Annotated in this window: 20 protein-coding genes; 6 read left to right on the forward strand and 14 right to left on the reverse strand. The window is 73.4% G+C overall.

The window, feature by feature from the left end; genetic code table 11:
• Window positions 1–10 precede the first annotated feature (10 nt).
• The 7 genes from ITJ48_RS16560 to ITJ48_RS15280 all read right to left on the reverse strand — a co-directional run bounded on the left by ITJ48_RS16560 (window position 11) and on the right by ITJ48_RS15280 (window position 12,492).
• Complete coding sequence (locus tag ITJ48_RS16560; protein ID WP_370544953.1) at window positions 11–5,851, reverse strand: GH92 family glycosyl hydrolase; 5,841 nt, start codon at window positions 5,849–5,851, stop codon at window positions 11–13.
• Between the two features lie 394 nt (window positions 5,852–6,245).
• Window positions 6,246–7,151, reverse strand: coding sequence for an NmrA family NAD(P)-binding protein (locus ITJ48_RS15255; protein ID WP_194614295.1), 906 nt, complete (start codon window positions 7,149–7,151; stop codon window positions 6,246–6,248).
• 210 nt (window positions 7,152–7,361) lie between these two features.
• Entirely contained in the window at window positions 7,362–8,123 is a 762-nt protein-coding gene (locus ITJ48_RS15260; RefSeq protein WP_194614296.1) for a hypothetical protein, read from the reverse strand.
• The gene (locus tag ITJ48_RS15265; RefSeq protein ID WP_194614297.1) at window positions 8,120–9,097 is read right to left on the reverse strand and encodes an ATP-binding cassette domain-containing protein; all 978 of its coding nucleotides are present in this window, start codon (window positions 9,095–9,097) and stop codon (window positions 8,120–8,122) included. Before ITJ48_RS15265 ends, ITJ48_RS15260 begins: the two co-directional genes overlap by 4 nt.
• A complete protein-coding gene (locus ITJ48_RS15270; RefSeq protein WP_192042976.1) occupies window positions 9,094–9,453 on the reverse strand; it encodes a GntR family transcriptional regulator in 360 nt (119 codons plus the stop codon). The genes ITJ48_RS15265 and ITJ48_RS15270 overlap by 4 nt, the downstream gene beginning before the upstream one ends.
• A 202-nt stretch (window positions 9,454–9,655) precedes the next feature.
• Window positions 9,656–11,356, reverse strand: a complete 1,701-nt coding sequence (locus ITJ48_RS15275; RefSeq protein ID WP_194614298.1) for a ribonuclease J — start codon at window positions 11,354–11,356, stop codon at window positions 9,656–9,658.
• 425 nt (window positions 11,357–11,781) lie between these two features.
• Window positions 11,782–12,492 carry an SDR family oxidoreductase gene (locus ITJ48_RS15280; protein WP_194614299.1) on the reverse strand — a complete coding sequence of 237 codons (711 nt, stop codon included), beginning with the start codon at window positions 12,490–12,492 and terminating at the stop codon, window positions 11,782–11,784.
• 124 nt (window positions 12,493–12,616) lie between these two features.
• On the opposite strand from ITJ48_RS15280, the gene ITJ48_RS15285 reads away from it, so the two are divergent.
• Complete coding sequence (locus ITJ48_RS15285) at window positions 12,617–13,219, forward strand: TetR/AcrR family transcriptional regulator (protein ID WP_194614300.1); 603 nt, start codon at window positions 12,617–12,619, stop codon at window positions 13,217–13,219.
• Between the two features lies 1 nt (window position 13,220).
• On the opposite strand, the gene ITJ48_RS15290 is transcribed toward ITJ48_RS15285, so the two are convergent.
• The gene (locus ITJ48_RS15290) at window positions 13,221–14,216 is read right to left on the reverse strand and encodes an NADP-dependent oxidoreductase (RefSeq protein WP_194614301.1); all 996 of its coding nucleotides are present in this window, start codon (window positions 14,214–14,216) and stop codon (window positions 13,221–13,223) included.
• Between the two features lie 85 nt (window positions 14,217–14,301).
• Window positions 14,302–14,874, reverse strand: coding sequence for a GNAT family N-acetyltransferase (locus ITJ48_RS15295; RefSeq protein ID WP_194614302.1), 573 nt, complete (start codon window positions 14,872–14,874; stop codon window positions 14,302–14,304).
• 43 nt (window positions 14,875–14,917) lie between these two features.
• Between ITJ48_RS15295 and ITJ48_RS15300 the strand changes: the two genes are divergently transcribed.
• The 3 genes from ITJ48_RS15300 to ITJ48_RS15310 all read left to right on the forward strand — a co-directional run bounded on the left by ITJ48_RS15300 (window position 14,918) and on the right by ITJ48_RS15310 (window position 17,759).
• Window positions 14,918–15,232, forward strand: coding sequence for a hypothetical protein (locus tag ITJ48_RS15300; protein WP_194614303.1), 315 nt, complete (start codon window positions 14,918–14,920; stop codon window positions 15,230–15,232).
• Window positions 15,233–15,444: 212 nt separating this feature from the next.
• Entirely contained in the window at window positions 15,445–15,978 is a 534-nt protein-coding gene (locus tag ITJ48_RS15305) for a PadR family transcriptional regulator (RefSeq protein WP_228506932.1), read from the forward strand.
• Between the two features lie 80 nt (window positions 15,979–16,058).
• A complete protein-coding gene (locus tag ITJ48_RS15310) occupies window positions 16,059–17,759 on the forward strand; it encodes an AarF/UbiB family protein (protein WP_194614522.1) in 1,701 nt (566 codons plus the stop codon).
• Between the two features lie 22 nt (window positions 17,760–17,781).
• Here the strand turns inward: ITJ48_RS15310 and ITJ48_RS15315 are convergent, their stop codons facing one another.
• From ITJ48_RS15315 to ITJ48_RS15325, 3 genes are read right to left on the reverse strand one after another with little or no spacing between them, the layout of a single operon-like run.
• Entirely contained in the window at window positions 17,782–18,459 is a 678-nt protein-coding gene (locus ITJ48_RS15315; RefSeq protein ID WP_233569182.1) for a methionine ABC transporter permease, read from the reverse strand.
• Window positions 18,452–19,489 (reverse strand): ATP-binding cassette domain-containing protein, encoded by a 1,038-nt coding sequence (locus ITJ48_RS16805; RefSeq protein ID WP_194614304.1) that lies wholly within the window; start codon window positions 19,487–19,489, stop codon window positions 18,452–18,454. Before ITJ48_RS16805 ends, ITJ48_RS15315 begins: the two co-directional genes overlap by 8 nt.
• Window positions 19,486–20,538 carry a MetQ/NlpA family ABC transporter substrate-binding protein gene (locus tag ITJ48_RS15325; RefSeq protein ID WP_194614305.1) on the reverse strand — a complete coding sequence of 351 codons (1,053 nt, stop codon included), beginning with the start codon at window positions 20,536–20,538 and terminating at the stop codon, window positions 19,486–19,488. Before ITJ48_RS15325 ends, ITJ48_RS16805 begins: the two co-directional genes overlap by 4 nt.
• Before the next feature lie 194 nt (window positions 20,539–20,732).
• Here ITJ48_RS15325 and ITJ48_RS15330 point away from each other — a divergent pair, with 194 nt between their 5' ends.
• Window positions 20,733–22,004, forward strand: coding sequence for an acyl-CoA dehydrogenase (locus ITJ48_RS15330; protein ID WP_194614306.1), 1,272 nt, complete (start codon window positions 20,733–20,735; stop codon window positions 22,002–22,004).
• A gap of 101 nt (window positions 22,005–22,105) precedes the next feature.
• Here ITJ48_RS15330 and ITJ48_RS15335 read toward each other — a convergent pair whose 3' ends face one another.
• Together ITJ48_RS15335 and ITJ48_RS15340 are read right to left on the reverse strand one after the other, a co-directional pair.
• Complete coding sequence (locus tag ITJ48_RS15335; protein ID WP_194614307.1) at window positions 22,106–23,104, reverse strand: 3,4-dioxygenase subunit beta; 999 nt, start codon at window positions 23,102–23,104, stop codon at window positions 22,106–22,108.
• Window positions 23,105–23,265: 161 nt separating this feature from the next.
• Window positions 23,266–23,991, reverse strand: coding sequence for a hypothetical protein (locus tag ITJ48_RS15340; RefSeq protein WP_194614308.1), 726 nt, complete (start codon window positions 23,989–23,991; stop codon window positions 23,266–23,268).
• A gap of 184 nt (window positions 23,992–24,175) precedes the next feature.
• Here ITJ48_RS15340 and ITJ48_RS15345 point away from each other — a divergent pair, with 184 nt between their 5' ends.
• Window positions 24,176–24,403, forward strand: a complete 228-nt coding sequence (locus tag ITJ48_RS15345) for a FeoB-associated Cys-rich membrane protein (protein WP_194614309.1) — start codon at window positions 24,176–24,178, stop codon at window positions 24,401–24,403.
• Window positions 24,404–24,535: the final 132 nt, after the last annotated feature.

A 24,535-nucleotide genomic window follows, 5' to 3' on the forward strand; every position in this document is an offset into this window, starting at 1 on the left:
GCGGGTCGCGCTACCGCGCGGCGACCTCGTGTCGGCGGCGTCGGCGGCGGGCCGCCTCGAGGGCGAGCACCAGCCCGCCGGCCGCGAGCAGCACGCCCGCGACCAGCCCGGCGTCGACGGCGGACTCGGGGTCGCCGCCCGTGTAGGCGAGCGAGCCGTCGTTCGAGCCGGGCCGCAGCGGGGCGCGTCCGGCGTCGGCGGCCGCCGTGTCGACGACCCGGAAGGCCGCCCGCACCGCCACCTGCGACGTCGCGCCCAGGGCCTCGACCTCGTGCGTCCCGGTCGTCGCGGCGGCAGGCACCGTGAACGACCCGCGGACGATCCCGTCCGCGTCGGCGGTCAGCGTGCCGAGCGCGATCGGGTCGCTGAACAGCGTCAGCGACACCTGCTCGCCCGGGGCGAAGCCGTCGCCGTCGACGGGGACGACCGTGCCCCGCGTCGCCGAGTCGGCCAGGACCCGGATCGACGGCGTCCACGCCCCCGGGGTGCCGGGGTCGCCGGGCGTGCCGGGGTTCCCGGGCGTGCCGGGGTCGCCCGGGTTCCCGGGGTTCCCGGGGTCGCCGGGGGTTCCCGGGTCCACCGGGCCCGGGTCGACCGGTGCGGCCGCGATCACCGCGGTCGTGGTCGTCGCCGAGCTCGAGCGTCCGTCGTCGACCGTGACCGTCACCGTGTAGCTCCCCGGCAGCGCGTAGGTGTGCGCCCCCGAGACCACGCCGTCGGCGACCGTCCCCGGCGTGACGGCCGTGCCGTCGCCCCAGTTCACGAGCGCGGTGACGCCAGCACCAGCGCCAGCACCGCCGGCACCGCCGCCGACCCCGCCCGTCACGGTCGCGAGCGCGCCCGAGACCTCGACGCCGGCCGTCCCGGCCAGGCCGGCCTCCGCGCCCGTGGCGACCAGCGCCTCCGGCGGTGCGAGGCGCGTGCCGTCCGTGGCGATCGCGAAGACGTGGATCCGCCCGGCCGACCGCGGGTCTCCCGTCTGCGTCGGCATCGTGAGCGACACGGCACGGGTCCCCTCGGGCAGCGTGACGGGTGCCGTCGAGTAGACCCCCGCGACGGCCGAGTCGGAGCCGTTCGCCCCGTTCGTGCGGCCGTCCGACGTCGCGACGACGACGTTCCCGAACGAGGGCGTGGTCACGCCGCCCGTCCAGTCGCCGAACTCGATGGGCAGCTCCTGCGTCGTGCCGTCGTCGAAGGTCAGCGTGCCGACCGTCTGCTGCGGCTTCTCGGTCGCGGTGCCGATCACCGACAGCTGCGTCACGTCGTCGCCGAGGTCGAGCGGCAGCACCTGGCCCTGCCCCGTCGCGTTGTCCGGCTCACCGGCGGGGATCGCCGGCAGGTCGAACGTCAGCTCGGTGCCGGGCACGGCCACCTCGGTCCCCTGCACGAAGCCCCCGCCCGCCAGCGACGGCCGCGAGAACCCGTTGCCCAGGTAGTCGCAGTTCGCGGCCTGTCCGGGCTCGCCGAGGCAGACGCTGTCGAAGGCGTCCTCGAACGCCGGAGCGGTCCGCGAGACGACCACCGAGGTCGTCGTGCTCGCGGAGTCGGTGCCGTCGGTCGCGGTCACGATCGCCGTGTACGTCGCCGGGGCGTCGAAGACCCTCGCCGGCGCCGTGACGTCCCAGCCGCCGAGGGCCGTCGGGGTCAGGGTCGCCTGCTGCGGGCCCTCGCCGTCGAGCCAGTCGACCGTCGCGACGAGTCCGTCGGGCACGGCACCGGCGTCGCCGCCGCCGGCCTCGGGCGAACCCGTCGAGGAGGCGCGGGTCACGGTGGCGACCGCGCTCTCGAACGAGGCGCCCGCCTCGCTCGTCAGGCCCGGCTTGCCGCTGACCGTGAAGGCGCCGGCCGGTGCCGCCGGGTCGGCCATGAGCTCGATCTCGCTGAGCGTGGCCGCTCGTCCGTCGGTGGTGCCGGTCGTCGCGATCCGGTACCAGGTGAAGGGCCGTGGGTCGGTGACGGCGAACGGCCGGGTCTGCAGCGCGGACGGGAACGTCTGCGCCGCGCGCTCGTCGAGCGGCAGCCAGGTGGTGCCGTCGGTCGAGCCCTCGAGCGTCCAGCCCGTGGGGGCCGCGGAGCCGTCCGGCCCGTTCGTCAGCGTGTACCGCGACACGGTGACCGGACCGGAGGCCGAGCGCCAGGTGACGTCGGCGTCGGGCAGGTCGAACGTCGCCGCCGTGCTCGCCGAGTCGTCGGCGAGCCGGGCGACGTCGGTGCCGTCGCTCGCGCTGAGCACGCCCTGGCCCGCCGTGGTGGCGTCGACCAGCGCCGCCGCCGGGTAGGCGGGGTCGGGTGCGTGGGCCGCCCACCCGCTCGGCTGCTCGCCCATCCGGAACTCGAGCACGCCTCCTCGGCTGATGCTCTGCTGGCTCAGCGACGCGGTGTCGATCGCCTCGCCGTCGAGGGTCGCCGACTGCACGTAGACCGCGTCGGTCGAGTTGCCCTCGGCGCGGACCGTGAAGTCCTTGCCGTTCTCGAGGTGGATCGTCGCCTCGTCGAAGAGCGGCGAGCCGATCGTGTACGAGTCGGTGCCCATCGCGAGCGGGTAGAAGCCGAGCGCCGAGAAGAGGAACCACGACGACATCTCGCCGTTGTCCTCGTCGCCGGGGTAGCCCTGCCCGATGTCGCTGCCCACGAAGAGGCGCTGGGTGATCTCGCGGACGACCCGCTGCGTCGTGGCGGGGTCGCCGTTCGCCGCCGAGACGTAGGGGATGTGGTGCGAGACCTGGTTGCTCATGCCGAGCTGGCCGATCCGCACGTCGCGGGCCTCGACCATCTCGTGGATGACGCCGCCGTAGCCGCCCGGCTTGTCCGCCTCCTCGGGTGTCGCGTAGAACTCGGCGAGCTTCGCGTCGAGGCCCTCCGAGCCGCCGTACAGCGCGGCGAGGCCGGGCACGTCGAACGGGGCGTGGAAGGCGAAGTTCCAGCCGTTCGTCTCGGTGTAGGCGCCGCCCCACGACTCGGGGTCGTAGGTCTCGGCGGGCTCCGCGAAGGCGCCGTCGGCGTCGCGCGCCTGGAAGAACCCGGTCGCCGGGTCGAACAGCGTGCCGTAGTCGCGGGCGCGGTCGAGCAGCCAGGCCGACTCCTCCCTCAGCTGCGCACGCCGCGCCTCCGGGGTGGCCGGGTCGTCCGCGAGCTTCGCCGCCATCTGGCCGAGGCCGAAGTCGTTGATGTGGCCCTCGAGCCCCCACGACACGCTCTCGCCCGTGCTCGACGGCGTCCAGCCGAGGAACAGCGACTGGTCGAGGCCCTTGCGGCCGACGCCGCTCTGGGTCGGCTGCACGCTGGCGTTCTTCAGCGCCGCGTCGTACGCCTCGAGCGCGAGGTCGCCGTCGACGGCTCCCTTCACGTAGGCGTCGGCGAACGCGACGTCCGAGCTCGTGCCGGTCATCAGGTCGGCGTAGCCGGGGCTCGACCAGCGGGCGATCCAGCCGGCGTCGCGGTGCTGCTGCACGAAGCCGTCCATCAGCTCGCCCGCGATCTCCGGGTAGAGCAGCGAGTAGGCGGGCCAGACCGTGCGGTAGGTGTCCCAGAAGCCGTTGTTGACGTAGACCTTGCCGTCCTTCACGGCCGCGTTCGTCGTCGTGTCCGTGGCGGTGCCGACGGTCGGGGCGACCGGGCTCGCGTAGCGGTAGGTCGGCGCGGCAGCCGTGCCCGTGTTCTCGAACTGCGAGTTCGGGTACATGTTGAGGCGGTACAGGCTGCCGTAGAGCGTCGCGAGCTGGTCGTCGCGGGCGCCCTCGACCGTGATCACGCCGAGGCGGTCGTTCCACTGTCGTTCGGCGTCGGTGCGCACCTCGTCGAAGCTGCGTCCGGTGAGCTCGAGGTCGCGGTTGTGCGCCGCCTGCTCGGACGAGATGAACGACGTGGCGAGGCGGAGCTCGACGACGCCGGCGGCGCTGCCGGCCCCCGCGGCGGAGACGTCGAACGAGGCGTACCGAGCGCCCGTCCGGTCGCCCGCGGCCGCGCCGACGGAGGTGGGCGTGCGGTCGAACTGGCCGCTGACGAACATGCGGGTCGCCCCGGTCGACAGGCCGGATCCGCCCTCGACCCAGCCGGAGACCCGGCCGTCGGCGGAGACGGTGAGGCCGGAGTTCCCGGCGACCTGGTCGACGAGCACGCTGCCGGTGCGGTCGCCCGCGGCTGCGCCCTCGGTGCCCGTGCCTTCGGTGCCCTCCGTCTCCGGGAAGGCGAACCGCAGCACGGCGCCGTGGTCGGTGGGCGTGACGGCGGCCTCGAGGCCGCTCGTCGTGTCGACGCTGTAGAGGTCAGGGCGCGCGATCTCGGCGCCGTGGTCGAACTGGAGGGCCCGGGCGGCGAGCGAGGCGTCGGGCGCGGTGCCGCCTCCTGCGGCTGCGTCCGCGGCGGTCACGGCCGTCGTCGAGGGCAGGATCGCGAGCTGGTTCCGGTCGCCCATCCACGGGCTCGGCTCGTGCGAGACGCCGATGCCCTGCAGGCGGGGCAGGTTCGCGTCGTCGTTGCCGCGCTGGTAGTCGTAGAGCCAGGTCTGGCTCGACGCGTTCGTCATCGGGGTCCAGAAGTTGAACCCGTTCGGCACCGTCGCCGCGGGCACGTTGTTGCCCCGGCTGAAGCCGCCGGTCGAGTTGGTGCCGCGGCGGGTGTCGACGTGGTTCACGAGGCTCGAGCCGTCGACCCGGGCGGGGGCCGGGTCGAGGTCGAGGTCGTCGACCCAGCCCTGGAACCTCGTGCCGACCGCGCCGCCGGCGTTGTCGTAGCGGAGGAGGACCCGCGTGACCGTCTCGCCGGCGAGGTCGCCGAGCGGCACCCGCACCGAGTTCCACTGGTCGGCGTAGAGGATCTTCGACGATCCGCGGTCGGCGGCGGAGGTGCCCTCGCCGTGGGCGTCGACGATGCCCGCGACGTCGCTCACCGTTCCGCCGCTCGCCAGCTCGAGGTCGATCGCGGCGTAGGTCGCGGGGTACTGCAGGTCGCCGCCCAGCTCGGGGAAGATCCGGTACGAGAACTCGGTGTCGTCGCCGATCTCGAGCTCGAGGCCCTCGACCAGGACGTTCGTCGCCTGGCCCGCGGCAGCCGTGTGCTCGCCGGCGTAGCGCAGCGACTTGGTGCCGCTGAAGCCCGCGCCGGGCTTCATGTTCGGGCCGCTGACCGGGCCGCCGCCGACCACGGTCACCATCGGTCCGGACTCGGGCACCGCCTCCGTGCCGTCCCCGAGCGACCAGTCCGCGAGCTGGGTGAGGCCCGCACCCGCGTTCTGCGTGATGTCGAGCCGGTACGCGTCGTAGGCGCCCGGGGCGGCGACCGCGTACTCGTTCGTCGCGCCCCGGCCCGTGAACGCCACGGCGGGCTGCGCGTCGAGGTCGACCCAGTTCCTGCCTCCGTCGGAGGAGCCCTGCAGCGTGACCGCTCGCGGGTCGCGCTCGGGGGCGTCGTTGCCGCTCGTCAGCGACCACTCGGTCGCGGTCTGCGGGGAGTCGAGCAGGTAGGTGATCGTCGCGGTGCGCTGGAAGGCGAGCCACTTGCTGGCCGGGTTGCCGTCGGTGAGGTTCACGGCGATCTCGCCCGGGGCGTTGTCGGCGCTCGCCGAGGCCTCCGTCACGTGGCCGAGCAGGCTGCCGGGCGGCAGGCCGTTCGAGGCCTTCACGGTGCCGAGGTCGTCGGGCGTCGCGGGCGTGCTCGCGAGGGGCTGTGCGTCGTCCGCCTCGAAGCTGGTGCGCCAGTCGCTGCCGAGCACGGCTGCGGCCGCGCGCGAGTCGGTGCCGCCGCTGCCGGTGCCGCCGCTGCCGCCCGCGGTGCCGTCGCCGCCGCGGCCTGCGGCGCTCGCGGCGTCGACGCCGACGAGGGCACCGGTCGCCGCCAGGGCCGTCGCGGTCACGATCACCCCCGCCCGCTGTGCTCGCGTGCGCCAGGTCGCCCCGGGTCGCTGCGGTCGCTGATCGGTCTGTGAACGGCCTGACGCCATCGTCGTGCTCCTGCGGGTGATCCCGTGATCTGGGTGAGGCCGCTCGGGAGCGGCCGCGCATGGCGGGGTACACCTGTCGTCGATGACAGCGCCGTCAGCTCGTCATTCCTATCGGCACCGTGGCCCCCGGTCAAGGGGCGCCCACTGGTTCCGGGGTACAGGCGACGGGTCTCGGGGGCGGGGCGGCGCCTCCTCGGCTCGGCCCCCTGCCCGCCGGTGAACCGTCACGAAGTGCTCTCCCGCCGCTCGTCGAGCAGCAGTTCGTGCCGGTTCGAGCCGGTTCACCGCCGGGGGCGGGGCCGGCAGGTCAGGCGCGCGAGGCGACGTGCGCGGCGAGGACGTCGCGGGTCGACGTCCAGTTGCGGCCCTCGCCCCAGCGGTCGTTGTCGACGCGGCGCAGCTGGCCGTCGCCGCTGTACATGCTCACGAGGTACTGCATGCCCTGCCAGGCGGGGAACGCCTCGTCGGTCTCGCGCGAGAACCGGCGCATGCCCTTGCTCATCGCCGAGAGCAGTCCCGTCGTACCGGCCCACTGCACGCGGAACGGCTCGCCCGTCAGCGACGACATCGTGCGGGCGAGCTCGCGGGCGGTGACGCGGTCGCCGGCCACCTCGACGTACCGCGGAGCCGAGGCGTCGAGCGCGACGGCGGCCGTGACGGCGGCGGTGTCGTCCTTCGAGGTGAAGTCGAGCACCTGGTCGGCGTCCGACCAGAACAGCACGAGCTTGCGGTCGGCCAGCACGATGGGCGCCTGTCCGGTGAGCATGTCGGCGAACGCCCCGTTCAGCACCGAGGTCGCGCGGATCGGGGAGGCGTCGAGCACGCCCGCGAACTCCCGCCGGAACTCGAGGTTCCGGTTCGACCGCGGCGGCAGGGACCGGTAGTCGGCCGAGTAGTCGGACGGCACGAAGCGCGGCACGCCCTCGGCGACCGCGGCCTCGAGCAGCGCGGTCTGCGCGTCGACGATCACGTCGTGCACCCCGCTGACGGTCGACACGACGACGTCGACGCCGCGGACCGCGTCGCGCAGCGCCGCCGGGTCCCCGTAGGAGGCGCGGGTCACGACCACGCCCTCCGTCCCGCCGAACAGGCGGTCGGCCGAGCTGCTCGCGGGGCGGGTGAGCACGCGGACGTCGGCGCCCCGGGCGAGCAGCTCGCGGACGACGCGGCGACCGAGGTCTCCGGTCGCTCCGGCGACGAGGACTGTGGGCATGAGGGGGCTCCTGACGTGGGTCCTCCATCAGTACGCGCCCCGCGCCTCCTGCGCCTGTGCGCGCCGCTGCGGCCGCGGCTGCGGCTGCCGCTGCGGTGCGCCGGCGTCCGTCCGCACCCTCGAGAGCCGCGCACACCCGCGCTCGCGCGGAGGGGTGTGCGCGGGTCCGGCGGGTGTGCGCGGTGCGCGGCGCCGCGGCCGCGGCCCGGGCTACCGCACGGAGGCGCGGCGCAGGAACCCGAATGTCCCGGCGATCGACAGCCCGGTCAGCCCGACGGCCGCGACGGCCAGCCACCAGGGGCGGAACGCCTCGGCGACGGCGGCGAACGACGGCACCGTGACGAGCACGACGACCGCGATCACGGCGACGGCGGTCACGCTGATCGCCAGCGGCCCGCGCGGCCCGAACCGCAGCCACGCGGCGCCGAAGGCGCCACCGATCGACAGCGCGAGCCACGACCCGAGGAAGGCGACCACGGCGAGCACGAGCGGGTCGCCTGCCCCCAGCACGTTCACGTCGAAGACGTAGAACCCGCCGAACCAGTGGCCCGTGAGCAGCTCGAGACCGAGCATCCCGACGAACACCGCGGTGACGAACACCGCGGTCAGGGCGTGCGTCGCCGCCGTGCCGAGGGCGAAGTCGCGCCGGGTCGTGCCGAGGGCTGCCGCCAGCGGGAACGTCGACGCGACGGAGGCCACCCCCGTCGCGACGAGGTAGCCGCTGAGCGCCCAGGCGACGCCGGGGTTCTGCCGTGCGCCCGCGGCGTAGGCGACCGTGCCGACGTCGACCCCCGCCCGCTGGATCGCGAGCTGGATGACGATCGACACCACGAGGGTCACGCCGATGACGAACAGCGGCACGAGCAGCAGGTTCAGGCGGCGGGCGAAGTGCAGGCGCACGACGGGCGCGATGCGGGAGGCGGCGCGCACCTCCTCGGATCGGCTGCGGGCGGTGAGCGGTGCGGTGGTCACGAGCGGGCTCCTTCCGGGGCGGTGCGGGCGTCGGCGGTCGGCCCGCCGAGGCCGCCCCCGCCGAGGTCGTCGCCGTCGTCGGCGTGGTGCACGGTCGAGGAGGCGGCGCTCGCGGCCCCGAGGGCGGCCACGACCTGCTGCAGCCCGACGGGTGAGAGCTCGACGCCCGCTGCGGCTGCGTCCGCGCGGACCCGCTCGTCGGCGGCCCCCTCGACCACGGCCGTGGTGAGCCCGCCGATGCCGTGGCTGCTGAGGACGGTCCGGCCCGCGAGGAACGCGGTGACCGACCGGGTCGTGCCGGCGACCGAGTACGCCGAAGCGCGGGCGTCGTCGACGTCGCAGTCGAGCCGCACCTGCCCCTGGTCGAGCACGACGACGTGCTCGAGCAGCGACTCCATCTCGTCGATGAGGTGCGTCGACAGCAGGATCGTCCGGGGGTGCTCGGAGTAGTCGGCGAGGAGGCGGTCGTAGAAGAGCTGCCGGGCGGTCGCGTCGAGGCCGAGGTACGGCTCGTCGAAGATCGTCAGCGGCGCACGGGACGCGACGCCGATGACGATGGCCACGGCCGAGGCCTGCCCACGCGACATCTTCTTCACCGGCGTCTTCTCGGGCACCCGCAGGTCGGCGGCGAGCGAACGCGCCAGCTCGGCGTCCCAGCCGCGGTGGAACGCGGGCCCGACCGAGAGCACCTCGCGCAGCCGGAAGTCGTCGGGCCAGCGCTGGTCGTCCTTGACGAACGAGGTGCGGGCCGCCGCCCGGGCGTCGTCGGCGGGGTCGTGCCCGAAGACGTGGACCCGGCCGCCGGAGGGGCGCTCCTGCCCGGCGACGATGCTGAGGGTGGTGGTCTTGCCGGCGCCGTTGCGGCCCAGCAGGCCGCAGATCGTGTCCTGCTCGACGTCGAACGAGACGTCGGTGAGGGCGTCGGTCGATCCGTAGCGGCGTGAGAGGTCGGTGATCTCGATCGCAGTGGTCATGGTGCGGTCTCCTGATCGATCATGCGCCGCAGGTGGGCGGCGTCGATGCCGAGGGCGGCTGCCTCGAGCACCAGGGGGCGGACGTACTCGGCCGCGAACGCCGCGCGGCGCTGCTCGGCGAGGCGCTCGCGGGCGCCCTCGGCGACGAACATGCCGATGCCGCGGCGCTTGTAGAGCACGCCCCGGTCGACCAGCAGGTTGACCGCCTTGCCGGCGGTGGCGGGGTTGATCCGGTAGAACGCGGCGAACTCGTTCGTCGAGGCGACCTGGTCGCCCTCGGCGTACGTGCCCGAGAGCACGTCGCCCGCGATGCGGTCGGCGAGCTGCTGGAAGATGGGCGTCCCGTCGTCGAACACGTCGCCTCCTTCGTCCCGGTCGGTGCATTGGTTAGTTGGTTCAGTAATGAACCTAGGAGGCGGTGCTCCCGCTGTCAAGGGACCATCGCCTCCTCGTCCCGTCGGTTCCCTCTCCCGCGTCCACGGACCGACGAGAGATGCTCCCTGCACAGGTGCAGGGAGCATCTCTCGTCGGTTCACGGCCCGTCAGGGCCGGGGAAGGTCAGTCGGCGTCGATGACGACCGTCGTGATGACCGGCGTGCGACGGTGGCGACGGAAGAACCAGCGGCTCAGGCCGTCCTCGATGGCGCGCTCGGCGGCCTCGCCGTCGACGTGGCCGCGAGCGGTGGCCTGCTCGAGGGCCTTGGCCGCGACGTCCTCGGCCTGGTCCTCCCAGCCGACGGCCTCGACGAAGCCGCGCGGGATGAACTCGACGGGCTCGACCAGCTTCTGCGTCGCGAGGTCGAAGATGCCGAGCACCGTGATGTGGCCCTCCTCGGCGAGCGACAGGCGGTCCTTGAGGGCGTCCTCGGTGGCGACGCCGATCGTGGCACCGTCGACGAACACGTAGGGCGCGGGGATGCGTCCGGCGATGCTGGCGCGGCCGCGGTCGAGGTCGACGACCACGCCGTCCTCGACGACGAGCACGCGGTCCTCGGCGACGCCGGTGGCGATCGCGAGGTCGGCGTTGGCCGTCAGGTGGCGCCACTCGCCGTGCACGGGGAGGACGTTCTTGGGCTTGACGATGTTGTAGCAGTACGTCAGCTCGCCGGCGCTGGCGTGGCCGGAGACGTGCACCTTGGCGTTGCCCTTGTGCACGACGGTGGCGCCCCAGCGGATCAGGCTGTTGATGACGCCGTAGATCGCGTTCTCGTTGCCGGGGATGAGCGAGCTCGCGAGGAGGATCGTGTCGCCCTCGCCGACCTTGATGATGTGCTCGCGGTTCGCCATGCGCGACAGCGCCGCCATCGGCTCGCCCTGCGAGCCGGTGCAGATCAGGACGATCTTGTTGTCCTGCATCTTGCTGAGCTGCTTGAGGTCGACGACCAGGCCCTTGGGGATGTTCAGGTAGCCGAGGTCGGAGGCGATGCCCATGTTGCGGACCATCGAGCGGCCGACGAAGGCGACCTTGCGGCCGTGCTTGTGGGCGGTGTCGAGAACCTGCTGGATGCGGTGCACGTGGCTGGCGAAGCTCGACACGACGATGCGCTTCGGCGCCTCGCGGAAGACGCGGTCGATCGCGGCGCCCAGGTCCTTCTCGGCCGTCGTGAAGCCGGGGACCTCGGCGTTGGTCGAGTCGGTCATGAACAGGTCGACGCCCTCGTCGCCCAGGCGGGCGAAGTGGTTGAGGTCGGTGATCCGCTTGTCCATCGGGAACTGGTCCATCTTGAAGTCGCCCGTGTGCAGCACGAGGCCGGCGCTCGTGCGGAGCGCGACGGCGAGGCCGTCGGGGATGGAGTGGTTCACGGCCACGAACTCGAGGTCGAACGAGCCGGCCTGGTGGTGGTCGCCCGCGGCGACCTCGTGGGTGATCGGCGTGATCTTGTGCTCCTGCAGCTTCGCCGTGATGAAGGCGAGGGTGAGCTTCGAGCCGACCAGGGGGATGTCGGGGCGCTCCTTGAGGAGGTAGGGCACGCCTCCGATGTGGTCCTCGTGGCCGTGCGTCAGCACGATGGCCTCGACGTCCTTCAGGCGGTCGCGCAGCGGCGTGAAGTCGGGCAGGATCACGTCGATGCCGGGCTGCGTCTCTTCCGGGAAGAGCACGCCGCAGTCGACGACGACGAGCTTGCCCTTGTGCTCGAAGAGGGTCATGTTGCGCCCGACGTCGCCGAGGCCGCCGAGCGGGGTGACGCGCAGGGCGCCGCGCTTCAGGGGCTGGGGCTTCTTGAGGTCGAGGGAGTGCTTGGTCGCTACGTTCGGCATGCTGGCCGCTTTCTGTGGGGGAGTCGCGCGAGGTGTGCCCGCACGGAGGTGTCGGTGTTCTGCCGGCGTCGACCCGCTCGGCGGGCTGCCCGGCCCGCTGTGGCGGGACCGGCGAAGGAGGCTCAGGTCTCGGTCGGCGACTCGCTGTCGAGCGCCGTCGAGATCGACCACGTGGCGATCCGCCTCGCCGCCCGTGTGGGTTTCGGCGGAGGCGTCCGTTGCGTCCACTGGCGTGGTCGCGTCGACCACAGAGAGCGTGGCCAGACGAACTGTCGGACCGCAGTCTAGGCCACCCGGCTCGACGCCCGCCTCCTGCTCTCCTCGCTCTCCTCATTCAGGAACATCTGTCCTGATCCTCGCACCGGGGGGGACTCGCAGTCCTGAGTCGTGCACGACTCAGGACCCGAGCCCCCCGACTTCCTGGATCAGGCCTTCGCGAGCTGCGGGTACAGCGCCTCGAGCGGTGCCGAGAGCGCCGCCCGCACCTGGCGAGAGGTCTCGTCGGCGAGCACCTCGTGCTCGCCGGCCTCGAGGGCGTCGAGGACGTCGGCGACGAGCGCGGCCGGGTCGGTCTTGGCGTCGGTGACGCCGGCGGCCATGGCGGTGTCGACGTAGCCCACGTGCACGCCGACGACCTGCACGCCCGCGGGGTGCAGCTCGAGGCGCAGCGAGTTGGTGGCCGACCAGAGCGCGGCCTTCGTCGCCGAGTAGATGCCGGCGACGGCGTACCAGGACAGGGCGGAGTGGATGTCGATGATCGCGGTGCCGCCGCCGTGGGCCGAGAGGAGGGGTGCGTAGGCCCGGGCGAGGAACAGCGGTCCGAGGAAGTTGGTCTCGACGTTCGCGCGGATCTCGTCGTCGGTGTGGCTGAGGATGCCCGGCGTGGGGGCGTTCGCCCCGGCGTTGTTGACGAGGACGGTCACGTCGGGCGCGGCCTCGACGACGGCCGCGATCGAGGAGGCGTCGGTCACGTCCAGGGTGAGGGGCACGACGCGCTCGTCGTCCCAGGTGCGCGGGGTGCGGGCGGTGGCGTAGACCTTGGCGGCGCCGCGGGCGAGGGCGGCCTCGACGAAGCGGGTGCCGATGCCCCCGTTCGCTCCGGTGACGAGGACGACGGAGCCGGTGATGTCGGTCATGGGTGTTCCTTCCGAGGTGGTGCGAGGATGAGGCGGCTCGAGACCGAGTCGCCGTAGGTGACTCACGTCATAATTGAGTTTAGTCAGTTTCTATTCCGACCAGTGTCCGTCTCAGGAGATCCGAATGACGCCGTCAGCCCCGCCGCTCGGCCGGCGCGAGCGCAACAAGCAGGAGAAGCTCGAGCGCATCACGCGCGCCGCGTCCGACCTGTTCTCCCGGCACGGGGTCGACGAGGTGACGACGCAGCAGATCGCCGAGGCGGCCGACGTCGGCGCCGGCACGCTGTTCCTCTACGCCCGCACGAAGGGCGAGCTGCTGCTGCTGGCGCAGAACGCGGCGTACGCGCGGTCCCTCGACGAGGGGATCCGCGCCTCCTCGGCCGCCTCGACCGCGCTCGACGCGGTCGTCGCCGTCCTCGAGCCGATCGTGCACTGCAACCGGGCCCAGGTCGAGAACGGCCGCACCTACCTCCGCGAGATGGCGTTCGGCGACGCGACGGAGCCGCACCACGCGGAGGCGCTCGCGATCGTGGCCAGGACCGAGGAGGCGGTGGCCGGGATCGTGGAGCGCCTCACCTCGGCGACGCCCTCCGACGCGGCCGCGCTCGCGCACGTGGTGTCGGCGGTCATGATGCTCGCGATGTCGTCGGCGGTCGACGAGTCCGTCCCCGACGACGAGATCGTCGCGGGGGTGCGCCGCCAGCTCGAGGTCGTCATGCCGCGCTGACCTACGGGAGGGTGACGACGGCCTTGCCTCGGATGCGGGTCTTCCCGAGGTCGTCGAGGGCGGCTGCCGTCTCGGCGAACGGGTGGGTCGCGCCGACGACCGGGCGGATGGCGCCCGCGTCGACGAGCGCGGCGATCTCGCGGAGCTGGTCGCCGTCGGCGCGCATGAAGAGGAACTCGTAGCGGACCCCGAGCCTCTTCGCCTGGGCGCGCACCGTCCGGCTCAGCCCGGCTATCGCGAGGCGCACGACCGGGTTCAGGCCGGCGGCCTTCGCGAAGGCGGGGGTGGGCGGGCCCTGGATGCCGATCGCGAGGCCGCCGGGGCGGAGCACGCGGAGCGACTTCGCGAGGTTCTTGCCGCCGAGGCTGTCGAGCACGAGGTCGTAGCCGGACAGCTCCTCCTCGAAGTCCTGGGTGCGGTGGTCGACGACGACGTCGGCGCCGAGCTCGCGGAGGAACTCGGCGCTCGACGAGGAGGCGGTGGTCGCGACGTGCGCGCCGAGGTGCTTAGCGAGCTGGATGGCGATGGTGCCGACCCCTCCGGAGCCTGCGTGGATCAGCACCTTCTGGCCCGGTTGCACGTTCCCGCGCTCGACGAGGGCCTGCCAGGCGGTCAGCGCGACGAGGGGCAGCGACGCGGCCTCGACGGTGCTGATCGAGGTCGGCGCGAGGGCGACGTCGGGCTCGGCGACGGCGATCCGCTCGGCGAAGGTGCCGATGCGGTGGTCGCGGGGCCGGGCGAAGACGGCGTCGCCGGGCTTCAGACTGCGGACCGAGCCGCCGACCTCGATGACCGTGCCGGCCAGGTCGTGGCCGAGGGCCAGGGGCGCCTGGTACGGGAGGATCAGCCTGAACTCGCCCTCGCGGATCTTCGCGTCGAGGTGGTTCAGGCCCGCTGCGGCGACCTGGACGAGCACGTCGTGGTCGCCGACGGTCGGCTCGGGCACGTCGGCCTCGTGCAGCGGCTTCCTGTACGCGTCGAAGACGAAGGCTCGCATGGTGCTGACTCCTGATGGTCGGTGGTTCGCTGCGTCGACCATCGAGGTCGACTCGACTCAATAATGAGCACGCTCACTTATATTGTCAACACGACGGTTCGACGTGCCCTGCACGCCCGGCTCTCCTCATTGAGGACTCGAGTCCAACGACCTCCTGGATCGGCAGGTCCCGCCCGTATGTCCGCATCGGGCGACCGAGCAGCGAGTGCTCGAACGGCTCGCCGACCGCCTCCCAGCCCTCGCTCTCGTAGAGGCGGAGCGCCGCCGCGTTGTCGAGCAGCGCGTGCAGCACGACCCGCGTGTGCCCGAGCTCGGCGAGCTGATCCGTCACGTGACGGATCAGCGCCCGGGCGAGACCCTGCCCCTGCGCGGCCGGTGCGACGGCGAGAAGCCCCAGGACTGCAGCATCCGTCGGGTCGGACGGCAGGCCGCTCCCCGGCGCCGTCGCCAGGACGAACCCGCCGAGCGTGCCGTCGACCTGCTCCGCGACGAACCAGCTGGTGCTGCGGTCGAACTTCGGGCGCGCCCGCTCGGCGACGCCGGGGAACGCCTGGCCGTCCCGGTCCGCGCAGGCTGCGACCCAGAGTGCGACGCACGCCTCGGCGTCGGCGGTCGTGGCCGGGCGGAGGGAGGGGCTGATCGCAGGGGTGTCGTCCATGTGTCGATCATGCCGGGGACGACCGCCTCCTAGGATCGCGTGCATGGGGGGCAAGGGAAAGAACGTCGACGTCGTCCGTGCGGAGATCCTCGGTGCGGTCGACGAGCTGCGAACCGTGGCGACGCTCGGCCACGACGACGCCCGTGTCTCGGTCGCAGCCCAGCTCGGCGATCTCTTCGCCGGCCTCGTGACCGCGCAGGAGGTGCGCGTCGCGTCCCGGGACGCGCTCGCCCTCTGGCGAGGCGGCATGGGCTCGTTCCAGGACGTCGGCAACGCGGACGCGGAACACGCCGTCGAGCGGCTCCGTCGGGCCCTGCGTCGCGGCCGGTGGTCCCGGCCGACCCGTCCGCGTCGCTGACCGCAGCCCCGAGTCCCGGGACGACCGCGTCGAGTGGTCGGTTCCTGTCCCTCAGAGCGTCGGCACCGACCGGAACGGACCACTCGGCGCGCGGACGCGGCACGGACGCGGCACGAAGGCGCACGCTCGCCGACCCTGGGCGCCAGCCCCGCTCCCGTCGAGGCCCGAGGTATATCGTTCGGGCATCGCTCGACCCTCGACAGGAGATCATCATGGGCACCTCGCGCACACCCGGCACCTTCGGCATGGACCTCGACGGGATGTGGCAGGCGATGGACCAGCTCCGCTCCACCTTCGACCGTCGTGACGGCGCCCGCGCCCCGCGCGGCGAGGTCCGCGCGGCGATCCTCGCCCTGCTCGGCGAGCGGCCCATGCACGGCTACCAGATCATCCACGAGATCGACGAGCGCAGCGGCGGCGACTGGAAGCCCAGCGCCGGCTCCGTCTACCCGACGCTGCAGCTCCTCGCCGACGAGGGCCTGATCGTCGCCGAGGAGACCGACGGCCGCAAGGTCTGGTCGCTCACCGACTCGGGCCGCGCCGCCGCCGGCGTCGACCCCTCCGACCCGTGGGCCGCCCCGCGCTCCTCCGGCGACCGTCGCACCGCCCTGCCCAAGGCCGGCGTCGAGCTCGCCCGCGCGACCGCCCAGATCGGCCGCACCGGCACCTCCGCACAGGTCGACGAGGCGGTGGCGGTCCTCGACGAGGCACGCCGGCGCATCTACTCGATCCTCGCTCGAGACTGACGCGGGTGGCGTCGCCCCGTCCCGACGAGGCCAGCTCCGCGGCCGGAGACCGCGGCGCCGCCGAGCGCGACCGCAGCTCCGTGGCACGTGACCGCGACCCCACGGTGCGCGACCGCGCCGGCCGCGCCCGGTACCGCCGCATCCTGCGGTTCGCGTCCCGCCACCTCGCGGTGACGTGGTGGTTCGAGCTCGTGCTGCCCCGGTTCGGGCTCCGCTGGGTCGCCGAGCGCACCCGCGCCCGGCGGATGCAGCGCTTCGCCCGCGGCTTCCACGGCCTCGCGCTCGACCTCGGCGGCCTGATGATCAAGGTCGGCCAGTACCTGTCGTCGCGCCTCGACGTGCTCCCGCCCGAGATCACCAAAGAGCTGGAGGGGCTGCAGGACGAGGTCACGCCCGTGCCCTTCCCCGAGATCCGGGCGCTCGCCGAGGCCGAGCTGGGCATGTCGCTCGACCGGGTCTTCGCCTCCGTGTCCCCCGAGCCGATCGCGGCCGCCTCCCTCGGCCAGGCGCACCGCGCCGTCCTCGGCCCGGTCGACTCGGCCGACACCGGTCTCCGCGACGTGGTGCTCAAGGTGCAGCGCCCCGGCATCGACCGCATCGTCGACGTCGACCTCGCCGCGCTCCGCAAGGTCGGCGGCTGGCTGAGCCACGTCCGCCTCGTCTACGACCGCGTCGACGCCCCTGCCCTCGTCGAGGAGTTCGCCCGCACCAGCCTCGAGGAGATCGACTACCTGCACGAGGCCGCCAACTCGGCCCGCTTCGCCGCCGACTTCGCCGACGACGACCGTGTCGGCGTGCCCGACGTCGTGTGGGAGCGATCCACCCGCCGCGTCCTCGTGCTCGAGGACGTCTCCGCCATCAAGATCACCGACGCCGAGGGCCTCCGCGCCGCCGGCATCGACCCTGCCGAGGTCGCCCCGGTGTTCGCCGCGGTCATGTTCGACCAGCTCTTCGGCAACGGCTTCTTCCACGCCGACCCGCACCCCGGCAACATCTTCGTCACGCCCGTCGAGGCCGCCGAAGGCGAGCGCCCGTGGCGGCTCACCTTCATCGACTTCGGGATGATGGGGGAGGTGCCCACCGGCACCCGGAACGGCCTCCGTCAGCTGCTCATCGCGGCCGCGTCGCGCGACGGCAGCGGCATGGTGAACGCCATGCGCGACCTCGGCGTGCTGCTGCCCACCGCCGACACGGTCGGCCTCGAGCGCGCCGTCACCGCCACGTTCGCCCGCTTCGGCGGCATGGGCTTCGCCGAGCTGCGCGAGGTCGACCCGCGCGAGTACCGCGAGTTCGCCGGGCAGTTCGGCGACCTGATCCGGTCGCTGCCGTTCCAGCTGCCCGAGGACTTCCTGCTCGTCCTGCGGGCGGTGACCCTCACCTCCGGCGTGGCCAGCGCCCTCGACCCGGTCTTCAACCTCTGGGACTCGGTCGAGCCCTACGCGGCCCGGCTCGTGCGCGACGAGCGCGGCAACGCCGTGCAGGACGTCGCGCGACGAGCGGCCGACGCGGTCGGCGTCGCCGCCCGGCTGCCCGGCCGGCTCGACCACCTCGTCGGCCGCCTCGAGGACGGCACGCTCGAGGTCGGCAGCCCCCGCATCGAGCGGCAGCTCGGCCGCATCGAGCGGACGGCCCGGCGCGTGCTGGCCGCGGTCCTGTTCGGCGGGCTGCTGATCGCCGGCGCGGTGCTGCGGGCCGACGGCGACGTGCTCGGCACCGTGCTGATGGCCGCCTCCGCGGTGCCGCTGCTGTACGCGCTGCTCGCCGGGCGCCTCCCCGGCTAGGAGGCGGCGCCTCCTGCAGGGCTCAGGCGGTCGCCGTCTCGTGCAGCACCTTGCGGGCGACCACGTTGCCGAGCAGCTGCGCCACCTGCACCAGCACGATGATCAGCACGATCACGGTCACCATGACGAACGTGTCGAAGCGCTGGTAGCCGTAGGTGATGGCGAGGTTGCCGAGTCCGCCGCCCCCGACGAGGCCGGCGACCGCGGTCGCGTCGACCAGGGCGACGAAGATGTAGGTGAGGCCGAGCACGAGCGGGCCGAGCGCCTCCGGCACGACGATCGTGACGAGCACCCGCAGGGGCGACGCTCCCATCGCGGCGCCCGCCTCCACCGATCCGCGGTCGACCGCGACGAGGTTCGTCTCGGCGATGCGCGCGATCGAGAAGGTCGCGACGATCGTCAGCGCGAAGATGGCGGCGCCCGTGCCGATGCTCGTGCCGATCACGACGCGGGTCAGCGGCGAGATGGCGACGATCAGGATGATGAACGGGATCGGCCTGATCACGTTGATGACCGCGTTCAGGGTCGTGAAGACCGCGGCGTTCTGCAGCAGGTTGCCGCGTCGGGTCGAGTAGAGCACCAGCCCCAGCACGACGCCGAGGACGGTCGCCAGGACGAACGACACCGTCACCATCTGCAGTGTCTGGAGCAGCGCGGTCCAGATCTTGGGCCAGAGCACGGCCGGCTCGATGTCACGCACCGGCGACCACCTCCGTCACGCTCGTGGTGCGGCGCAGGTCGACGACGGCCGCGTCGATCGCTGCGTCGTCGCCGAGCAGCTCGACCGTGAGGTCGCCGAACAGCCGGGACTGCAGCTCGCTGACGCCGCCGTAGACGACGTTGAAGTCGACGCCGTGGGTGCGAGCGACGCGGGAGAGGAACGGGTCGTTCGACTCGCGGTCCTCGACGTGGAGGCGGACGATGCGTCCCGTGTGCACCCTGCGGATGCGCTCGAGGACGCCGGGCGTCGCCTCGTGGTGCAGCACGGACGACACGAACCGCCGCGACGTGGGGTGCTGCGGGTCGGCGAACAGGTCGTAGACGGAGCCGGTCTCGACGACCTCGCCGCCCTGCATCACGGCGACGCTGTCGGCGAGCTCGCGGATGACGTCCATCTCGTGGGTGACGAGCAAGATCGACAGGCCGTACTCGTCGTTGACCCGGCGCAGCAGGTCGAGCACCTCGCCGGTGGTCTGCGGGTCGAGGGCGCTCGTCGCCTCGTCCGAGATGAGCACGTCGGGGCGGTTCGCCAGCGCGCGGGCGATGCCGACGCGCTGCTTCTGGCCGCCCGACAGCGTGGCCGGGTACTCGAGCGCCTTCTCGCTGAGCCCGACGAAGTCGAGCAGCTCCTCGACCCGGTCGACCGTCTCGTCGCGCGACAGCCCCGAGAGGCGCAGGGGGTAGGCGACGTTGCCGTAGACGGTGCGCGACGAGAGCAGGTTGAACTGCTGGAAGATCATCCCGATCCGGCGTCGGGCCGCGTAGAGCTCCTTCCCGCGGAGCGCCGAGACCTCGCGGCCGTCGACGACGACCCGGCCGCTCGTCGGCCGCTCGAGGGCGTTCACGGTGCGCAGCAGCGTCGACTTGCCGGCTCCGGAGTAGCCGACGATGCCGAAGACCTCGCCGCGCGCCACCTCCAGGCTGACGTCGCGGAGGGCGTCGAACCGGCGCCCCTGCACCGTGTACGACTTCGAGACGTGCTCGAACGAGACGACCGGGTCCGCGGTCACGAGGTCAGCTCGCGGGCGGCGGTCTCGAGGTCGGCGAGGGTGCTGCGCAGGTCGGCCGCCGAGACGTCGACGAGCACCGTGTTCCCGAACGACTCCTTCTCCAGGGCGGCTGCGACGCGCGGGTCGGCGTAGGCGTCGGCCAGCCTCGTCCAGGCCTCGTCGTCGGCGTCGTCGGCCCTGGTCACGACCGCGTTGACGTAGGGCCGCGACTCGTCGCTGAGCGAGTCGTCGAGGTAGAGCGCGTCCTCGGCGTCGATCTGCTGCGACGGGTCGAAGTAGGAGGTGCCGACCACGACCGCGTCGAGGCTCGGGTCGTCGAACTGGGTGGGGATCGTCGTCGCGCCGATCGGGACGAACTCGAGGCCGAGGTCGTTCGACACGACGTCGTCGACCGTCGGGTAGACGCCGACGTCCGGGCCGAGCTCGATCAGCCCGGCGGCCTGCAGGATGAACAGCGCCCGGGCACCGTTCGACGCGTCGTCGGGGATCGCGATGCGCGCGCCCCGGCCGAGGTCGTCGAGGTCGTCGATCGTCGCGGAGAAGACGCCCCACTGCGTGATGGTGGTCGAGAAGACCGGCGTCAGGTCGGTGTCGTTGGCGACGTTGTACGCGCTGAGGAACGCCGTGTGCTGGAACGCGTTCGCGTCGACCTCGCCGGCCACGAGGGCCGAGTTCGGCAGGGTCCAGTCGTCGAAGTTGACCCAGGTGACGTCGAGGCCGTCCTCGGCCGCGACGGTCTTGACGGCGTCCTGCAGGTCGCTCTCGCCGCTGCCGGCGATCTTCACGCTGATCCGGTCGCCGCCGCCTCCTGCGCCTCCGCCGGTCGCCGCCTGGGCGCCGTCGCCGGCTCCCGCGGTGGCCGAGCCGGCCCAGAAGCCGCCGCCGACGAGGGCCGCGGCGACGACGACGCCGAGCCCGGTGAGCAGGCCGCGGCGACGCTTGCGGCGCGAGTCGTCGAGGGAGGCGCGGAGCCCGGCGGGAGCACCGGCGGGCGCACCGGCGGGCGGGTCGGCGGCGGGCGTGGACTGCGGTGCGTCGTGATCGGACACGGGGACTCCTCGGGGTGGTGGGCGGTGTGCTGTGGACGGCGGGCCGGTCGCTGTGGCCGGTGCCGGGGTGATGGCTGCCGACCCTGTCACGGCGGCGGAGCCCGCCGCGAGGACTCTTGCGACATGTGTCGTGACGTGTCGTCATGTGTCGTCGGCCCTGTCGCAGGAGGCGCGGGCATGACACAAAGGAGCGCATGACCGACAGCACGAGCGACCCCACGGCAGGCCCCGGCACGCCCCACCTCGACGACCGCATCGAGGCGGTCTTCGGCCCCCTGGTCGACGAGATCGCGGCGGGCGCGGTCGCCCGGGAGCGCGACCGCCGCCTCCCCGTCGACGAGGTCGACCTGCTGCGCCGGGCCGGCTTCGGCGCCCTGCGGGTGCCGGTCGAGCACGGCGGCTGGGGTGCGTCCCTCGAGCAGGAGTTCCGCCTCCTCGTGCGCCTCGGCGAGGCCGACTCGAACCTGCCGCAGCTGCTGCGCGGGCACGTCGCGTTCGTCGAGACGCAGCGGGCGCAGCCGGACGGGCCGCTCCGCACCGAGTGGCTCGAGCGGCTGGCGGCCGGCGACGTGCTCGTCGGCAACGCGCAGGCCGAGCGCGGCGACGCGACCGCCGTGACGACGCGGCTGACCGAGGTCGACGGCCGCCTCCGGCTCGACGGGCGCAAGTACTACAGCACCGGCACGCTCTACGCCGACTGGATCTGGGTCGGGGCGCTCCGCGGCGACGAGCCCGTCGCGCTGGCCGTGCGCGCCGACGCGCCGGGCGTCACGCGCCTCGACGACTGGGGCGGCTTCGGCCAGCGCCTCACCGGCAGCGGCACGACGGTCTTCGACGACGTCACGGTCGACCCGGCCCAGGTGCTGCCCTGGAGCGACAACGCCGAGCGTCGCCCGCTCGCCTACACGCAGGCGCTGTACCAGCTCGTGCTGCTCGCGGCCGAGACGGGGATCGCCCGGGCGGTGCTGCGCGACGCCGTGGACTTCGTCCGGCCCCGCACCCGCACGTTCGGCGTCGCGGGGGTGTCCCTGCCGCGCGAGGACCCTCTCGTGCAGGGCGTCGTCGGCCGGCTGTCGAGCATCGCGTCGGCGGTCGAGGCGGTGACGCTGTCCGCGGTGCGGGCGCTGGAGGCGGCGGACGCGCGCGCCTCGGACGACGACTACCAGGAGGCGCTGGCCACGGTCTTCGAGGCCCAGCAGGTCGTGCTGCCGCTCGTCCTCGAGGCCGCGACCGCTCTGTTCGAGGTGGGCGGCGCCTCCGCTGTGGACGCCGACCGTGCCCTCGACCGGCACTGGCGGAACGCCCGCACCATCGCGTCGCACAACCCCGCGATCCACCGCGAGCGGGCGCTGGGCGACCGCCGCCTGAACGGCACGCCGTTCCGCACGGGCCCGCAGGTGGCTGCCGCGGCGCCTGCTGCGCCTGCGCCCGCGGCCGCCCACCCGGACCTCGTCCGCACCCCCTAGACCCGCGCGCACCCTCCGGCGCGCACGAGGGTGTGCGCGGGTCCCGAGGGTGCGGACGTGCGCCCGGCTGACGGGTCCTCAGGGCACGCACGCGCCTCCGGCTAGCGGGACCCGGGAGGCGTGCCGCCGCCTCCTGCGCTCCCGCCCCCGCCGCCCGACGGCGCCGCGCCCGCCGTGGGCGTCGTGCGGGTGTCGACCCGCACGGTCAGCGACACGACGTACCCGGCCGAGGCGTCGCCCGTCACCGTCGCGAGCTGCAGCGCCCCGCCGTCGTCGCCGAACACGCCGTCGCCGTCGAGGCTCACCTGGTCGAGGTTCGTGGTCGAGCCCGAGTAGGCGGGCAGCGCGTAGACCGTGCGGCAGACGTCCTCGGGCAGGGCGAGCTGCGACGTCGCGATCGCCGAGGTCGACTCCGTGATCGAGCCGACGTCCGGGTACACCTCGAAGTGGACGTGCGGCCAGCGGCCCGAGTAGCAGGCGGGCACGATCGAGGTGTAGGCGACGGTGCCGGTCGAGTCGGCGACCTGGACGCCGCGCAGGTAGGTCTCGTCCTCGATGCCGTCCGAGTACATCGAGTAGCCGCCCGCGGCGTCGCAGTGCCACACGTAGACGGCGACGCCGGCGAACGCGACGTCGCCGGAGGCCGTGTCGAGCACCGTCAGCCGCAGGCTCATCGGGACGCCGTCGGCGGTGGCGCCCCCGCCGATGCTCGACCGGATGTCGCTGCGGACGATGCCCGACCGCTCGAGCACGTCCACGCCGTTCGACCCGTCGCCGGGGTAGGGGCCGGCCGTCTCGTCCGGGATCTCCCCGGCCGCCGTGGCCGCGCCTCCTGCCCCTTCGGTCGCCGTGCCGGTCGCGGTGCTGCCCGCACCCGACCCCGACGACCCGCCGGAGGCGCCCGTCACGCTGGTGCACGCCGCCAGCGCCAGCGAGCCGGCGCCGAGCCCGATCAGGCCGAGCACGGAGCGGCGGCTCAGCAGCGTGCGGACGTCGAACGCCACGCCCTGGTCGACGACCTCCTCGTCGGCTCGGTCGAGCAGGCGGCCCGCCCAGGCGGGGCCGTCGGGGGTGGACTCGGGCTCGGGGATGCGGCTCATGCGCCCACCTTCGCGGCGTCGTCGATGAGCACCCCCTGCGGCTCCGATGAGCCAGCCATGAGCCCTGCCCCCGCCCCCGCCGGTGCGGGCGACCCGCCGAACCGACGCGAACTGCTCCGCCCGCAGACGGGAGGAGCACTTCCTGCCGGTTCACCGTCGGGCTAGTCGTCCTCGTCGTCTGGTTCGTCCCACCATGCCCGGTCGGCGAGCTCGCGGTACAGGCGTCGCTCACGAGGACGCGAGGGGCGGTTCCAGGAGTAGACGCCGACCCAGTCCTCGGGCGGCAGCCAGCGGACGTTCCACTGAGCCAGCTGTCGGGCGATCTCCGGGTCGCGGGTCATGACGTCGATGCCGCCGTCGTAGACGTAGACGGCCCAGGACATGTCCTCGGGCATCAGGAGGTCGTCCCCGCCGCCGTCGTGCGCGACGAGGAAGAACCGGACCAGCGCCTCCCCGTCGAAGTCTCGTCGCTGCACGGAGAACGCGAACTCCCGCACGTCGTCGTCCTCGTCGTCCTGGTCGGGGAAGGTCGCCCACGGACGCAGATCGGGGATCACGGTGTCCTGCCGGTCGCGCACTTCGCTCGCACGCTCCCACGGCGTACCGACCACGAGGGCGTGCGGCGTGCCCGTCAGGTGCTGGAGGTCCGAGACGATCCGGATCCAGCGCCGCCACGCCGCGCGCCTGTCCCGTCCGTCACGGATCACCTGGCGCCCGTGGGTGAGCGTGTGGAACCGCACCCACCCTTCGCCCGAGGTGTCGCGCACCGTGTGTCCCAAGGGGATCGTGCCCGGCCAGTGCGCGTTCCAGCGGTCCAGGAGCTCCTGGGCATCGGGGACGGTCTCGTCGCCAGGGGTGACGAACGGCGGGGGCGGGCGGTGCGGCATGTCGTGATGGTGCCACAGCCACAGCCACAGCCACAGCCACAGCCACAGCCGCAGACGGAGGCGGCAGCGTCGACGTCCAGGGGCCGAGGAGGCGGCGGTCACGCCCCGCGGCCGGTGGCGCCCCGCCCTCGACGGCGGCGGAGGTCGTCGGTAGCGTGGGCGGACGCCGTCGAGGGGACACTGCATGAACACCGCCACAGTCGTCATCGCGCTGATCGTGCTCGCCATCGTCGCCGTGACCGTCGCGATCATGCTCCGCGACCGGCGGGACCGCGCGCTGGCCGCCAGGCTCGACGAGTCCGACCCGGGGGCAGGCGTCCGCGCCCAGGCCGACGCCGAGCGGCACCAGGCCGGCCCGCGGGGCGAGGCCGGCGGTTCGTCGTGGTCGGCTGCCGGGAAGAACTCGGCCTGACCCGGGGCGGGCTGCCCGGCTGGGCTGTCCGGCTGTCCGGCTGTCCGGCTGTCCGGTTCGCCTGGCGAGTGGTCAGCAACTGTCCTTCCGGCCTGCCTGGAGGACAGTTCCTGACCACTCGACGCAGCCCCG

The sequence above is a fragment of the Frigoribacterium sp. VKM Ac-2530 genome (assembly GCF_015350835.1).
Taxonomy (GTDB): domain Bacteria; phylum Actinomycetota; class Actinomycetes; order Actinomycetales; family Microbacteriaceae; genus Frigoribacterium.